Below are 13,328 nucleotides of genomic sequence, written 5' to 3'. Positions count from 1 at the left end.
GTCGACGATGATCTTGCGGCCGGTCACGCCCGCGTCGCCGTCCGGTCCGCCGATTTCGAAGATGCCGGTCGGATTGATGTGCCAGACGGTGCTTTCGTCGGTGAAGCCTTCGGGCAGGACGGCGAGGATATGCGGCTTCACGATCTCCGCGACGTCGGCGGACGACAGGCCCGGCGCGTGCTGGGTCGACAGGACGATCGAGGTGGCGCGCACCGGCACGCCGTCCTCGTACTGGATCGTGACCTGGCTCTTGGCGTCGGGCTCCAGCCGCTTGTCGCCGCCGTGGCGGACCTCAGCCAGGCGCTTCAGGATGTTGTGGCTGTACTGCAGGGTCGCCGGCATCAGCTCGGGCGTCTCGTTCGAGGCGTAGCCGAACATGATGCCCTGGTCGCCCGCGCCCTCGTCCTTGTTCCCGGCGGCGTCGACGCCGACCGCGATGTCGGCCGACTGGCCGTGCAGACGGTTGATGAACTCGAACTTGTTCCAGTGGAAACCAGACTGTTCGTAGCCGATGTCGCGGACCGCGGCGCGCACGGCGGCCTCGATCTCATCCTGCACGCCCGGGGCCCACTGCCCGTCGACGTCCATGATGCCCTGACCACGAATCTCGCCGGCCAGCACGACCAGATTGGTCGTCGTCAGCGTCTCGCAGGCCACCCGCGCATAGGGGTCCTTGGACAGGAACAGGTCCACGACGGTGTCGGAGATCCGGTCCGCGACCTTGTCGGGATGACCCTCGGAGACGCTTTCCGAGGTGAAAAGGAAGTTGGAACGGGACAAGGCGGAGCTCCGGGAGGCAGGACGGCGGCCAGACATATAAAGATATGTTTATATGTTCAAGGTCTGGCGCGGGGCCGCCACGCGGTCTGAACGCTGACGGGCCGTTCTCCGGCCGCCCACCGCTCGGCCACGCCGATCAGCAGCGTGCCGACCACGCACAGGAAAAGGCCCAGCCGGGCCGCGTAGTCGGCGCGCTGGTCCAGCTCAGGCGTCAGGATCACCGCGACATAGACGAGCAGGGTCAGGATCATGAAGGCGGCGGCGGCGAACGGCCACCAGCGTTCGCCCCTCAGGGCCATCCAGACAAAGGTCCCGGTCAGGATGATATCCACCAGGGCGACCCCGATGACCTTGCCGCCGATCGTCAGGGACGAAGCGAACACCGAGGCCAGCCAGCCCACGACAATCGTGGTCACGCCCAAGCGTTCGGGATGGCCGCCCTTCAACCAGACTGTCGCGAACACGAGGAAGCAGAATATACAGCCGGCGAGCTGGAACGGCGTCATCGCCGTCGCCCTGGCGTCCGCGGACTTCGGCTATGGGCCCCTGTCGCTCGCTTCAACTCAGGCCGCCCGTGCCGGCCGGCGCCAGTCGAGCGACCGGCTGACCGGCGTCTCGCCCGCGAGCCAGCGCTCGGCCACGCCGGCCAGCAGGGATATGATCAGCAGCAGGCCGAGGCCGGCCCTGGCCGACACATCGGCGCGCCCATCCAGATCGGGGCTCAGCACCATGGCGAGATGGACCATCAAGGCCAGCACCATGGAGGCGGTGGCCGCGAAGGGCCACCAGCGCTCCCGCGACAGGGCCATCCAGGCGAAGGCCAGGGTGACCAGAACATCGGTCGCTGCTTCGCCGACCCGGAAGTCGTCCATGCGCCACGGCGACACGGCATGGGCCGAGAGGTAGGCGACAATGATCACCACCACGCCCAGCCGTTCGGTGTGCCCGCCCCTCAGCCAGGCGAGGGCGAGAACCACCAGGCTGAAATACAGATAGAAGGCCTGGAAAGGCGTCATTGCGGAAACTCCCGGCCGGCCGCGGGCGGCTCCGGCTCTAGCGGACCGGGGCCGCCTGCGTGTTGCGATCGATCACGCGGGCCTGCCCGGTATAGGCGGCCACCATGTCGGCCACGGCCTTGACCATGACCGCCCCCATGACGACCGCCAGCAGAATGATCAGGAGGCGGAGGCCCCAACCTCTTGGCGGGGGGCGGTAGCCGAGGCGCCGCTCTGGGCTCCCACCTGCGCCATTACCCACCCGGCGCTCAGAACCTGCTGCAGCAGTTCGCGCGGGCTCGCCCGTTCCGCGTCGTCCGCCAGTCCGCGCATCAGATGCGCCCGCACCGGATCGTCCGGCCCCAGCGGACTGAACCCGTCGAGCGCCGCCTCCAGATCGGCCCACGTCCAGTGAGGAAGCGCCTTGTTCTGATGACCCATTGTCCGACTCCGTTACTGCCGGATCAGATGAGGCATCCGCGCCAAGCGTGACTATGGGGTCTTTCGTAGGGTCTGGTACGTTTCGTTCCAGAAGCGCGAGCGCCGCCTTGCGGCGGTTGACGCCCAGGCGGCGGCATGCCTCGTGGACATGCTTCTTGACCGTGGCCTCTGACAGACCGAGCCGGGCGGCGATTTCCTTGTCGGTCAGGAAGGCGGTCAGCCTCAGACATTCTTCCTGACGCGCGCTGAGTCGCTGGGCCATCGACCGCTCCGAGTACGGCGGTCTAGCTAAGACGTTCCGGACGGGTCGTCCAGATCAACCGATGGTCGTCGATGGGTTCAAGAAAGAATGGTGCCGCTTAGGTGACTCGAACACCTGACCCCCGCATTACGAATGCGATGCTCTACCAGCTGAGCTAAAGCGGCCTTGGCGCGGGGGATGGAGCCCGCCCGCGCGAGAGGCGCTCTTTATACGCGGCGCGCGGGATTGCCAAGCGCCGCGAACTGGGCGGTTTCATCGGGCGTCCGGGCGAGGCGGATTTTGAGGCCGGAGCGGTCGCCGAGAGGTTCCGCCGCCGCTGCCGACAGGGCGACTGCCGTCTGGCCGCTAAAGGGACCGAGGGCCGCGAGCGCGCGGGCGGCGCGGGCGGAATGGATCAGGACGGCGTCGAAGGCGGCGGGGGCGGCGGCGGCGGTCTCCACCGCCTGATAGACAGGCAGGGCCTTCGCTTCGACGCGGCCGCGCAACAGGGCGGGCAGGTCCCCGGCCGGTTCGAGGGCAGCGGGGACGAGCAGCGGGCCCACCGCAGCGCCTTGGGCGATCAGCAGCGCGGCCAGTCGCTCAAGATCGCCCCTCGCCGACACCACCCGCTCGAACCCCGCCGCGCGCGCGGCCTGGGCGGTGGCGTCGCCGACGGTGAAGGCGGGCCGCGTCCGGTCGGGCGTCAGGGCCGCGAAGGCGGCGACGCCGTTGGCGCTGGTGAAGGCGAGGGCGGCGATGCCGGACAGGTCGGGCGCGGCTTGCGGGATGGGCCGGATGGCCAGAAGGGGGACGACGACCGGCTCGAAGCCGAGGGCGGTCAGGCGGTCGGCGGTGCGCGAGGCGCCCGTCTCGGCGCGCGTGACCCAGACGCGGCGGATCGTCGTCAGGGCTGGACCCGCTGGTCGCCGGCCATGGCGTGGACCCCGGCGCCCAGCTGCAGGCCGAGGGCGCGGGCCTGGTCCATGGCGTCCGCGGCGGCGACATCACCGATCTCGCCCGAACGCCGCCAACGGGCCGAACCGTCCGGCGCCAGCATTTCGGTGGTCAGCCGCAGCCGGCCTTCGGCGATTTCCGCATGGGCGCCGACCGCGGTGCGGCACGAGCCTTCCAGCGCCGTCATCGCGCCGCGCTCGGCCGCCACGGCCAGGGCCGTCATCGGATCGTTCAGCGCGGCGACCCAGGTCGCGTCGAGGTCTTCGGTCCGGGTTTGCAGCGCCAGGGCGCCCTGTCCCGGCGCGGGCAGGAAGGCATCGAGCGACAGCCGCTCGCGGATCACCGCCTCGAACCCCAGCCGGTTCAATCCCGACACGGCCAGCAGGATGGCGTCGAACTCGCCCTCGGCCAGCTTGCGCAGCCGGGTGTCGACATTGCCGCGCAGCATCTCGATGGTCAGGTCGGGCCGCAGCGCCAGCGCCTGGGCCTGACGTCGCAAGGATGCGGTGCCCAGCCGGGCGCCTTGCGGCAGGTCGGCGAAGGCGGCGAACGCTTCGCTGACGAAGGCGTCGCGGGCGTCCTCGCGCAGCGGGACGGCGGCGATGCAGAGGCCGTCAGGCTGGTCGGCCGGGACGTCCTTCATGGAATGGACGGCGACATCGACACGGCCCGCGAGCAGCGCCTCCTCGATCTCTTTCGTGAACAGGGCCTTGCCGCCGATCTCCATCAGCCGGCGGTCCTGCACCCGGTCGCCCGTGGTGACGATCTCCACGAGGGGGACGGCCTCGAGAAGGTCGGCGTCGGCGACGCCCAGGGCCCGGCCGATGGCGCGCTGCATCATGCCCGACTGGGTCAGGGCCAGTTTCGAGCGGCGCGTGCCGATGCGGACGAGAGGGGCCATGAGTCGTTGCGCCGGGAGGACTGGGTCGCTACCTCGACCCGATGAAGAGGTCCGCCGACTATAGCAGCGACGGGAGCCGGGCAACCGGTCCGCTCACCGTGCTCGGCCTCGAGACCAGCTGCGACGAGACCGCCGCCTCGGTGGTGCGCCTGTCGCCGGAGGGCGAGGCGACGGTCCTGTCCTCGGTGGTGCACAGCCAGATTGACGATCACGCGGCCTATGGCGGCGTCGTGCCCGAGATCGCGGCCCGCAGCCATGTCGAGATGATCGACGGCGTCGTCCGGCTGGCCATGGACGAGGCGGGGCTCGGCTATGACGCCCTGGACGGCGTTGCCGCCACCGCCGGGCCGGGACTGGTCGGCGGCGTCATGGTCGGGCTGAGTTTCGGCAAGGCGGTCGCCCTGGCGCGGGGCCTGCCGCTGATCGCCGTCAACCATCTGGAGGGTCATGCGGTCTCGGCGCGGCTCGGCCAGCCGGTCGATTATCCGTTCCTTCTGCTGCTGGTCTCGGGCGGCCACTGCCAGTTGCTGGAAGTGCGCGGCGTCGGCGATATGACCCGGCTCGGCACGACCATCGACGATGCGGCGGGCGAGGCCTTCGACAAGATCGCCAAGGCCTTGGGTCTCGGCTACCCGGGCGGCCCTGCGCTGGAGAGGCTGGCGGAGACCGGCGACGGTTCGCGCTTCGACCTGCCCCGCGCCCTGCTGGGCCGCAAGGACTGCGACTTCTCGTTCTCCGGGCTCAAGACCGCGGCGGCCCGGCTGGCCCAGGCCTGCGAGACGGATCAGCAGCGCGCCGACCTCGCCGACGCCGTCCAGACTGCTATCGCCCGCCAGCTCAGCGAACGCTCGGACCGGGCGCTCAAGGCCTATGCGGAAGAGCACCCCCATCGGCTGTTTGTCGTGGCGGGCGGCGTGGCGGCGAACCGGACGGTACGGGCGACCCTCCAGTCAACCGCGGAGAAAAACGGATTCGCCTTTCTGGCCCCGCCCATGGCCTACTGCACCGACAATGCGGCGATGATCGCACTGGCGGGGGCGGAGCGGTTGCGCAAGGGTCTGGTGTCGGACATCGACACCGCCGCCCGGCCGCGCTGGCCGCTCGACGAATACAGCGCGCTCAACGATCCGACGCATGCGCCGGGCCGCAAGGGCGCCAAGGCTTAGGGACGACGCATGCAGTTCAAGACCGCGGGAGTGATCGGCGCCGGCGCCTGGGGTACGGCCCTGGCCCAGGTCGCCGGCTGGGCCGGGCTCGACGTCCTGTTGCAGGCCCGCGAGCCCGAGGTGGTCGAGAGCATCCGCGCCCGCCGCGTCAACGAAGCCTTCCTGCCCGGCATCACGCTGGACGACCATGTGTCGGTGACGTCCGAACTGGCCGACCTCGGCGCCTGTGACCTGATCCTCGCCGTGCCGCCGGCCCAGCATATGCGGTCGACGCTTGCGGCCTTCGCCGACCACCATCGCCCCGGCGTGCCAGTGATCCTCTGCTCCAAGGGGATCGAGCGGGGTTCCCTGAAACTGATGACCGACGTGCTGGCCGAGACCTTGCCGGCCGCCCCGGCCGCGGTCCTGTCCGGGCCCAGTTTCGCCGGCGAGGTGGCGCGCGGCCTGCCCAGCGCCGTCACCCTGGCCTGCGCCGACGAGGCGCTGGGCGAGGAGCTGATGTGGACCCTGTCCGCGCCGGGCTTCCGGCCCTATCTGGCCACCGATCTGATCGGCGCCGAGGTCGGTGGGGCGATCAAGAATGTTCTGGCCATCGCCTGCGGCATGGCCGAGGGGCGGGGTCTCGGCCGCAGCGCCCATGCCGCCCTGATCACCCGCGGCTTCGCCGAGATGACCCGGATGGGCGTCGCCCTCGGCGGTCAGGCCGAGACGGTGGCCGGCCTGTGCGGGCTCGGCGATCTGGTGCTGACCTGCTCCAGCCCCCAGTCGCGCAACATGAGCCTGGGTCTGGCCCTCGGGCAGGGCCAGACGGTGGAGGAGGCGCTGGCGGGCAAACGGTCGGTGGCCGAGGGCTATGAGAGCGCGCCGGCGGTGCGTGAGCTGGCGGCGAAGATGGGCGTCGACATGCCGATCTCGCTGGCGGTCGCGGCCCTGCTGAGCGGCGAGACCACGGTCGAGGCGGTGATCGACAATCTGCTGTCCCGCCCGCTCAAGGCCGAACGGCACTAGCTTCGGATGGACGAGACCCCGCCGACCAGCGAACGCAAACGCGTCTGGACCACGCCGCCCGGCGTCGCCCTCTGCGCCGAGGCCGACATCGCCGATCCCGGCTCGCGCGGCTTTGTTCTGCAGATCGGCGAGGCCTTCTTCCACGGCTTTGTCGTGCGCAAGGCCGGGCAGGTCGCGGGCTATGTCGATCGCTGCCCCCACCAGGGGTTTCCGCTGGCGGTCGAGCTGGACAAATATCTGATCCCCGACGGGTCGCTGATCCTGTGCGGCTGGCACGGGGCGGTCTTCGAGCCGCTTTCGGGCGCCTGCGTGGGCGGTCCCTGTGCCGGGGCCAGACTGACGCCATGGCCGGTCGCGGCCTCGGGCGGGATCATCCGCACAGCCTGACGCCGGTCAGTCCGGGTTGTGCAGCAGATAGAGGCCGAAGCCGATATAGTCGCGGCCGAACTCCATGATGGCCTGCACACGGTCGGCGTTGAAGCGGATCGAGCCCGCTTCCGGGGCCTCGGGATGGGCATCCACCCAGGCGCGGGCGGCGGCGACCGAGTCGCCGGCATAGGCGTCGAACACATCCTGCGGCGAAATCCGGCTGTCGATGACCTCGAATCCGGCCGCCACGGCCGCCGCGCGCCAGCCGGCGTCGTCGGTATAGAGGTTGGTGGCCTCGGTGATCTGGCGTAGGGGGGCAGGCGGCTCCGCCAGCCAGACGACATCGCCCCACACCAGCCAGCCGCCGGGCTTCAGGCTCCGCCGCACGGCGAGGAAGCCGGCCTCAGGCGTCGGCCGGCCCTCGCCGCTGACATCGGTGGTCCCCAGCGCCACGATCAGATCGACGGGTTCCGTCCGCGCCAGCATTTCGGCTGCGCGAGCGACAGTCAGGGAGACCCGGTCCCCGGCGCCCGCCGCCTCGATCCGGCTCCGGGCCAGTTCCGCCATGACGGGATCCAGCTCGACGGCCGCGACCGTCAGGCCGAAGCGTTGCGCCAGCCGGATGGCCACCGTGGCATTGCCGGTGCCGATGTCGATCGCCGTGGCGTCCGCGCCGAGCCCTGTGCGTGCGACGGCGGCCTCGATCGCGGCCAGCTCGACACCGTTGCAGACCTCGCGGACCTCATAGGCGATGCGCTGGAAACTCATGGGGGAGCGGGTGGACATGCCGGCTTGTCTCCCGTCACGACCAGCCGGGCAAGGCCTCCAGGTGGCTCAGTCAGTTCAAACGAAGTACTTTACAATGCAAAGTACGTGTGGCATGGGGAGGCTGCACACGGAGATTCAACCATGACCGCAGCCGCCTTCACTTTCGACACGCCGCGCTCCGACGCGTGCGTCGCCGTCTCCGCCGGCCGCCTGCTGCTGCTGGCCGGGTCCGTCTTCGGCGCCGCCCACCTCTATCAATGGGCCATTCTCAGCGGCGCCATCGACCTTCATCCGGCGACGCTGGGCCTCAGCTGGGCTGCGGCCGTCGCCATCTTCCTGACCGGCCTGGTCCGGCTTCGGCGCAATGGCGGCGAGGCTGCACGCGTCGCCGCCGGTTGGTCGCGCGCCTTCATCCTGGCACACGTGGGCGTCGCCCTGGCCCTTGCGGCGATCTCGAACGCAGCCGGCGACTGGGGCCTGATGCGCTGGAACGCGGTCGCCGGCCTGGCCCTTTACGCCGTCGCCTGGGCCATAGCGGCCATCCGCACCGAAACGCGCAACATGGGCGTGCTTTTCCTCGTCGCCCTCGGCGGCGCGGCGGGCGCGGCGATGTTGTTTGGAACGCCGGACCAGTATCTGATCCAGGCCGCGACGCTTGCGCTGGCGGCTCTACTGCCGGGCCTGTGGCTGGCCCTCGGCCGCCGACTCTGAAAGGACGCTGACCCCATGACCGATCACAACGAAGACCCCGCCGCCGACATCGCCTGGATGCGCCGCCTCGCCGAGGAAGGGGCCGGCGCGCCCATGCAGGGCGCCTCGATCCTCATGTTCGCGGGCCTGATCTTCGGCTCCGCCAGCCTGTTCTACTGGGCCCAGATCAGCGGCCTGATCGATGTTCCGGTCCTCGCCGATGGACTCATCTGGTTGATCGCGACCGGCCTGTTCTTCGTGGTCCTTGCCGTCGTGATCACGGGCCTGAAGCGAAAAGCCGGCGTGGTCACGGCGGGGAACCGGGCGTCCAGCACGACCTGGAGCGCGCTCGGCTGGGGCATTTTCGCCCTGTTCGCCTCTCTGGCTGTGCTCGGCTTCCGTCTTGGCGAGGATGCGGCGATGCTGGCCCTGGCCCTGACGCCGTCGGTCATCATGGTGTTCTACGGCATCGGCTGGGCGGTCAGCGCAACGATGTACCGGAGTCGGGTTCTTTGGTGGCTGGCAGCCGGATCGTTTGTCGCAGCGCCACTTCTGGCGTCACTGGCGGACCAGGAGGCCCAGTATCTGGCCTACGCCGGCGCCCTGTTCCTGCTGATGGCCCTGCCCGGCTGGATGCTGATGCGGCAGGCGCGGGCCTGACGCATGACGGATGAGTTCGACATCAACCGCATCGACGAGGTCATCCACGGCCGGGTGCGTCTGGGGATCATGGCCGTGCTGTCGGGCGTCGAAAGCGCGGATTTCAACACCCTGAAGGCGCGGCTGCAGACCACGGACGGCAATCTGTCGGTGCACCTGCGCAAGCTGGAGGACGCCGGCTTCGTCGCTGTGACCAAACGGTTCGAGGGCCGCAAACCCCTGACCGAGGCCACGATGACGCCCGTCGGGCGCAAGGCGTTCGTCGCCTATCTCGACGCCATGCAGGGGCTCGTCGGCAAGGCGTGACCGCGCGGCGGTGGTTCGCATCGGGATGGTCGTCTAGACAGGGCGAATGACCGGCCGCATTCACCGCTTCGACGCCCTCGACAATTTCCGCGACTACGGCGACTACGCCACCGCGGCCGGGCGAAGGATCGCGCCCGGCCGGCTGTTCCGGTCCGGCCATCAGGCGCGGGCCAGCGAGGCCGATCTGGAGCGCCTCGGCGCGCTGGCGATCACCACGGTGGTCGACCTGCGCCGGCCATCGGAGCGCCGCGACCAGCCCTCGAAACGGCCGCCCGGGTTCTCGGGCGCGGTGATCGACAGCGCTCATGACGACGGCGGCGAGGCGCCGCATATCACCTTCCTGCGGACAGCCGACCTGACGCCGGATTCCGGCCGGCGGTTCATGACCGACACCTACCGGCGGCTGGCGTTTGAGCCGTCGCATCTCGACCTGTTCGCGCGCTATTTCCGGGCGCTGGGCGATGCGGACGGCCCGGTGCTGATCCACTGCGCAGCGGGCAAGGACCGTACGGGCCTGCTCGCCGCCCTGACCCACCACCTGCTCGGCGTGCATAAAGACGACATGGTCGCGGACTACCTGCTGACCAATACGGCCGTCGATCTGGCAGGCCGGGCGCCCGGCATCGCCCGTCAGCTTCAGGCCATGACCGGCCGGGCCGCGTCCCATGACGCCGTGGTCGCCTTTCTAGGGGTTGAGCCCGTCTATCTGGACACCGCCCTGGCGGAGATCGCGACGCTTCACGGATCGATCGACGCCTATCTGGAGCAGGCGCTCGGGGTCGATACGGCCCTGCGCGACCGGATCGGCGCGCGGCTGGCAGCGTGACCCCGGCGCGATCCCTCGAGGTCCGCGAGCGGCCCTGGCGCAGCCCGCTGGCGGTCGCTGCGGGCCTGCGCCACCTGGAGGGACCGCTGGCCCTGTTGTCAGACGGCGGCGCTCTGGGCCGATGGTCGTTCGTCGCCGCCGGGCCGGACCGGGTCCATGTGGGAGATACCGGGCAGGGCGGTTCGCTCGACCTGTTGCGAAGCGCCGACTTCTCCGCCGGGGTGGTCGGCCTGATCGCCTATGACGCCGGAGCCCGCGCCGCGACCGGTTCGCGTGAGCCCGTCTGGCCGGACCTGATGCTGGCCCGCTACCCGGCCATGCTGGCCTTCGACCATCAGGGCAGGACGGTCCGCGTGATCGGCCGGGGCGAGGATCCGGACGCCGCCCGCGCCGCCGCCGACAGCGCCGAACACTGGCTCGCCGCCGCGGTCGATCCGGCCCGCTCGCCGGCGCCCGCCGATGCCTTCACCGCAGAAGCGCCGCCGGAGACCTATCTCGCGGCTGTCGCCGATGTCGTGTCACGGATTGGCGCAGGACAGCTCTATCAGGCCAATATCGCCCGGGCCTGGGCCGGTGAGCTGGGTTCCGGCGTCGACCCCTTTGACATCATGCTCAGGTTGGCGGACCGGGCCGCAGCCTATGGCGCCTTCTGGAGGCTGGGCGACCGCGCCGTGGTGTCCAATTCGCCCGAACTGTTCCTGACCTTCGATCCGGACAGCCGCCGGATCGAGAGCCGGCCGATCAAGGGCACCCGTCCGCGCGATCCTGATCCCGTTCGCGACGCCGCCCTGGCCGACGAGCTACGGGCCAGCGCCAAGGATCAGGCCGAGAACCTGATGATCGTCGATCTGATGCGCAATGACCTGTCCCGCGTCGCCGAGCCGGGCACGGTTGCCGTTTCGACCCTGTTCGAGGTCGAGAGCCATCCGACCGTCCACCATCTGGTTTCGACGGTCGAGGGGCTGGCTCGCCCGGGCGTCGGACCGGCGGACCTGCTCGAGGCGACTTTCCCGCCGGGCTCCATCACCGGCGCGCCCAAGCATGAGGCGATGAAGGTGATCGCCGGGCATGAGCCGCCCCGCGGACCCTGGTGCGGCAGTCTGTTCCATATCGAGGATGATGGCCGGCTGACGGCCTCGGTGCTGATCCGGACGGCCTCGTTCGAACGGGCGAAGGGGCGTTGGCGCTTCCGCACCCTGGCCGGTGCGGGCATCGTCGCGGACAGCGATCCGGCCGCGGAGCTGGCGGAGACCGAGGCCAAGATCAGGGCATTGAGGGAAGCCCTGACCGGGCTCTAGCAGTTCGAGCAGAGGGTTTTATCGACCGTCCGCGGGCGCAGATAATAGATGTGCGAGAACTGCGTGATGCCGGGCATGAAATAGTCGACCGGAGAATCGTAGTCATAGGTCGCTTCCGACACGATGACGCTCTCGCCGTTGGCGATCAGATCGGTGGGCAGGGTGATGGTGGAGTTGACGGCCCGGGCGGCCATGCCGTCGCCACGGCTCCAGTCGACCCGTGCGACGCCGGATGTGCGGGTGACGCTGCTGACCCGCTGTTTCAGGGCGGCGGTCGGGAACGGCTTCATGATCAGACCGCCGATGTCGAAGATGTCGTCCAGGTTCGCGATCGCGACCGTGTCTTCCTGGGCTACCAGATCCGCGACCATGGCCGAGACGTGGCCCATCCGCTTCTGGGCCATGAAGCCCTGGCAGAATTCGGCCATGCCGAAATAGAAGGCGATCAGCACCGGGGCGAGCAGGGCGAACTCGACCGCCGAAACGCCCCGCTCGTCGCGACCGAGCCGCGAGAATACGCCCCGCCGCATCATGCCGGTTCATTCCGGAAGGCGGTGGTCGCGGTCAGCATGGCGGCGCCGTCGTTCATGCGCGACAGACCCTGGGCCAGGAAGGTCGTCAGCAGCGGCTGGCGATACCAGACCCGCACCAGGACCAGGTCGCCGGGCGCGCCGTTGTTGTAGGTCAGGACGCCATTGTTGAACGTGCCGCCGGCCATGGGGTCGGGCGGGGTGGTGGCGAACTGCGGGATCACCCGGACATCGACGGTGGCGCGGCTGTTGCAGTCGGCGGCGAAGACGCTCATCCGGGCGCACAAAGACGTCTTGAACGTGGCCGCCGTCATAGACTGGGCGCTGGCCTGGCCGGTGCGCACCAGCCGTCCGGTCTCGATGGTGGCGTTCTCAAGAACGGAATCGGTCACGAAGACGATGCCGAGCTCGAGGATGGCGAACATCATCAGGATGAAGGGCAGGGCGACCATGCCGAACTCGACCGCGGCCGAGCCGTCGGTCGAGCGGATCAGGCGTCGGGCGAAGCGCGCGCGAGACCGTCTTCGGGGCTGATGAGAGGAGCGGGAAGGCACCGGCCCGATTTCCTCAGGGCGTCGGCGCGGCGCCGCTGGTCCCGCGAAGGGAGGGCGAGCATGACGAGGCGCACGCCATCTCGGTGGCCTGGCCGCCGCGCCAGACCCGGACACGGCCCACGCCCGCGCCGTCGGTCACCACGATCTGGCTCTGGAACACCGTGCGACCGATCGTGTCGACCGCCACGATCTCGGTGACCCCGTTGCCCTTGCCGGTGATGTAGAGGGTGTTGGCGTCCACCACCGTCACATCGGCGATGGCGGGGTTGCCGACGATGACCGAGCCGGCGGGACCGCGCAGCTGGACCCGCTGGGTCTGATCGATCTCGACATTCAGACTGGCCGACTGGGCCGTCCCGATGGCCGGCGCGAACAGGACCGCGGCCGAGGCCAGAACGGCGACGAGACGGAAAGGGGAGGCGGATCGGGTCATGGCGTCGACTTCCAGTGAACAGGGCGCGCGCGTGAGCGTCTCGCGACACTGCCCCGCAAACCTCAAGAAAGTCTGAAATCATGCAATCGCGGCGGAAATCATAGTAAACGCCACGTCAATAAAGAAATCGCGCTGACCTATCGCTGTTTTACTCGCCCTTAATCCGGGAGGTGCAGGATGATCGTGCAAGAGGGGGTCAAGCGGGCACAAGCCGATGACCCTGTTGGTGTCAACGATCGCTCGCTTAAACACAGAAGGATTTCAGTCATGACCAAGTTCGTTTCGAAGTTCATGTCCGACGAGTCGGGCGCCACGGCTATTGAGTACGGCCTGATCGCCGCGCTCATCGCCGTCGTCATCATCTCGGCCGTGACGGCCCTGGGTACGACCATCAAGACCAAGTTCAAC

The 13,328-nt window shown here is 69.4% G+C and carries 19 protein-coding genes, 1 tRNA gene and 1 pseudogene; 9 read left to right on the top strand and 12 right to left on the bottom strand.

Translation table 11 applies throughout. From position 1 onward, the window contains the following. The 8 genes and pseudogenes from B3E43_RS13640 to hemC all read right to left on the bottom strand — a co-directional run. A partial coding sequence (locus tag B3E43_RS13640; protein ID WP_292030403.1) for an S-adenosylmethionine synthetase N-terminal domain-containing protein occupies nt 1–780 on the bottom strand: 780 nt, incomplete at its 3' end. Between the two features lie 56 nt (nt 781–836). Continuing rightward, a complete protein-coding gene (locus B3E43_RS13635) occupies nt 837–1,286 on the bottom strand; it encodes a hypothetical protein (RefSeq protein ID WP_292030400.1) in 450 nt (149 codons plus the stop codon). Between the two features lie 57 nt (nt 1,287–1,343). Beyond that, the gene (locus tag B3E43_RS13630; protein ID WP_292030398.1) at nt 1,344–1,796 is read right to left on the bottom strand and encodes a hypothetical protein; all 453 of its coding nucleotides are present in this window, start codon (nt 1,794–1,796) and stop codon (nt 1,344–1,346) included. 159 nt (nt 1,797–1,955) lie between these two features. Further along, the gene (locus tag B3E43_RS13625) at nt 1,956–2,216 is read right to left on the bottom strand and encodes a hypothetical protein (RefSeq protein WP_292030397.1); all 261 of its coding nucleotides are present in this window, start codon (nt 2,214–2,216) and stop codon (nt 1,956–1,958) included. Between the two features lie 112 nt (nt 2,217–2,328). Further along, nucleotides 2,329–2,478, bottom strand: a pseudogene (locus B3E43_RS16255) (helix-turn-helix domain-containing protein); the annotation flags it as partial. 88 nt (nt 2,479–2,566) lie between these two features. Then, nucleotides 2,567–2,642: transfer RNA gene (locus B3E43_RS13620), tRNA-Thr, on the bottom strand. A gap of 42 nt (nt 2,643–2,684) precedes the next feature. After that, entirely contained in the window at nt 2,685–3,356 is a 672-nt protein-coding gene (locus B3E43_RS13615) for a uroporphyrinogen-III synthase (RefSeq protein WP_292030451.1), read from the bottom strand. Between the two features lie 5 nt (nt 3,357–3,361). Next, on the bottom strand, nt 3,362–4,312 hold the full coding sequence (hemC, locus tag B3E43_RS13610) for a hydroxymethylbilane synthase (RefSeq protein WP_292030395.1): 951 nt from the start codon (nt 4,310–4,312) through the stop codon (nt 3,362–3,364). Nucleotides 4,313–4,353: 41 nt separating this feature from the next. Between hemC and tsaD the strand changes: the two genes are divergently transcribed. The 3 genes from tsaD to B3E43_RS13595 are packed head-to-tail and all read left to right on the top strand — an operon-like array spanning nt 4,354 to nt 6,873. After that, complete coding sequence (gene tsaD, locus B3E43_RS13605; protein ID WP_292030393.1) at nt 4,354–5,478, top strand: tRNA (adenosine(37)-N6)-threonylcarbamoyltransferase complex transferase subunit TsaD; 1,125 nt, start codon at nt 4,354–4,356, stop codon at nt 5,476–5,478. Nucleotides 5,479–5,487: 9 nt separating this feature from the next. After that, on the top strand, nt 5,488–6,486 hold the full coding sequence (locus B3E43_RS13600; protein ID WP_292030391.1) for an NAD(P)H-dependent glycerol-3-phosphate dehydrogenase: 999 nt from the start codon (nt 5,488–5,490) through the stop codon (nt 6,484–6,486). A 6-nt stretch (nt 6,487–6,492) separates the two neighbouring features. Continuing rightward, nucleotides 6,493–6,873 carry a Rieske (2Fe-2S) protein gene (locus B3E43_RS13595; RefSeq protein ID WP_292030390.1) on the top strand — a complete coding sequence of 127 codons (381 nt, stop codon included), beginning with the start codon at nt 6,493–6,495 and terminating at the stop codon, nt 6,871–6,873. A 6-nt stretch (nt 6,874–6,879) separates the two neighbouring features. Here the strand turns inward: B3E43_RS13595 and B3E43_RS13590 are convergent, their stop codons facing one another. Beyond that, nucleotides 6,880–7,641: an SAM-dependent methyltransferase gene (locus tag B3E43_RS13590; protein ID WP_292030388.1), complete on the bottom strand. Its 762-nt coding sequence runs from the start codon at nt 7,639–7,641 to the stop codon at nt 6,880–6,882. 123 nt (nt 7,642–7,764) lie between these two features. On the opposite strand from B3E43_RS13590, the gene B3E43_RS13585 reads away from it, so the two are divergent. From B3E43_RS13585 to B3E43_RS13565, 5 genes are read left to right on the top strand one after another with little or no spacing between them, the layout of a single operon-like run. Then, the gene (locus tag B3E43_RS13585) at nt 7,765–8,334 is read left to right on the top strand and encodes a hypothetical protein (protein ID WP_292030386.1); all 570 of its coding nucleotides are present in this window, start codon (nt 7,765–7,767) and stop codon (nt 8,332–8,334) included. A gap of 15 nt (nt 8,335–8,349) precedes the next feature. After that, nucleotides 8,350–8,973 carry a hypothetical protein gene (locus tag B3E43_RS13580; protein WP_292030384.1) on the top strand — a complete coding sequence of 208 codons (624 nt, stop codon included), beginning with the start codon at nt 8,350–8,352 and terminating at the stop codon, nt 8,971–8,973. A 3-nt stretch (nt 8,974–8,976) separates the two neighbouring features. Further along, nucleotides 8,977–9,279, top strand: a complete 303-nt coding sequence (locus B3E43_RS13575; RefSeq protein WP_292030383.1) for a winged helix-turn-helix domain-containing protein — start codon at nt 8,977–8,979, stop codon at nt 9,277–9,279. A 46-nt stretch (nt 9,280–9,325) separates the two neighbouring features. Then, nucleotides 9,326–10,105: a tyrosine-protein phosphatase gene (locus B3E43_RS13570; protein ID WP_292030381.1), complete on the top strand. Its 780-nt coding sequence runs from the start codon at nt 9,326–9,328 to the stop codon at nt 10,103–10,105. Continuing rightward, the gene (locus tag B3E43_RS13565; protein WP_292030367.1) at nt 10,102–11,403 is read left to right on the top strand and encodes an anthranilate synthase component I family protein; all 1,302 of its coding nucleotides are present in this window, start codon (nt 10,102–10,104) and stop codon (nt 11,401–11,403) included. Before B3E43_RS13570 ends, B3E43_RS13565 begins: the two co-directional genes overlap by 4 nt. On the opposite strand, the gene B3E43_RS13560 is transcribed toward B3E43_RS13565, so the two are convergent. From B3E43_RS13560 to B3E43_RS13550, 3 genes are read right to left on the bottom strand one after another with little or no spacing between them, the layout of a single operon-like run. Continuing rightward, complete coding sequence (locus tag B3E43_RS13560; RefSeq protein WP_292030365.1) at nt 11,400–11,936, bottom strand: TadE/TadG family type IV pilus assembly protein; 537 nt, start codon at nt 11,934–11,936, stop codon at nt 11,400–11,402. The genes B3E43_RS13565 and B3E43_RS13560 overlap by 4 nt on opposite strands. After that, nucleotides 11,933–12,487 (bottom strand): TadE/TadG family type IV pilus assembly protein, encoded by a 555-nt coding sequence (locus B3E43_RS13555; RefSeq protein WP_292030363.1) that lies wholly within the window; start codon nt 12,485–12,487, stop codon nt 11,933–11,935. Before B3E43_RS13555 ends, B3E43_RS13560 begins: the two co-directional genes overlap by 4 nt. Before the next feature lie 13 nt (nt 12,488–12,500). Beyond that, nucleotides 12,501–12,920 (bottom strand): pilus assembly protein N-terminal domain-containing protein, encoded by a 420-nt coding sequence (locus tag B3E43_RS13550; RefSeq protein ID WP_292030361.1) that lies wholly within the window; start codon nt 12,918–12,920, stop codon nt 12,501–12,503. 267 nt (nt 12,921–13,187) lie between these two features. Here B3E43_RS13550 and B3E43_RS13545 point away from each other — a divergent pair. Beyond that, nucleotides 13,188–13,328, top strand: a 141-nt coding sequence (locus tag B3E43_RS13545) for a Flp family type IVb pilin (RefSeq protein ID WP_292030449.1), incomplete at its 3' end; no start/stop codon positions are given.

Origin of the sequence: Brevundimonas sp. UBA2416, assembly GCF_002343105.1 — a bacterium.
GTDB lineage: Bacteria > Pseudomonadota > Alphaproteobacteria > Caulobacterales > Caulobacteraceae > Brevundimonas.
Note: the sequence above shows the minus strand (reverse complement) of the source record. Positions and strands in the feature narration are given on the sequence as shown.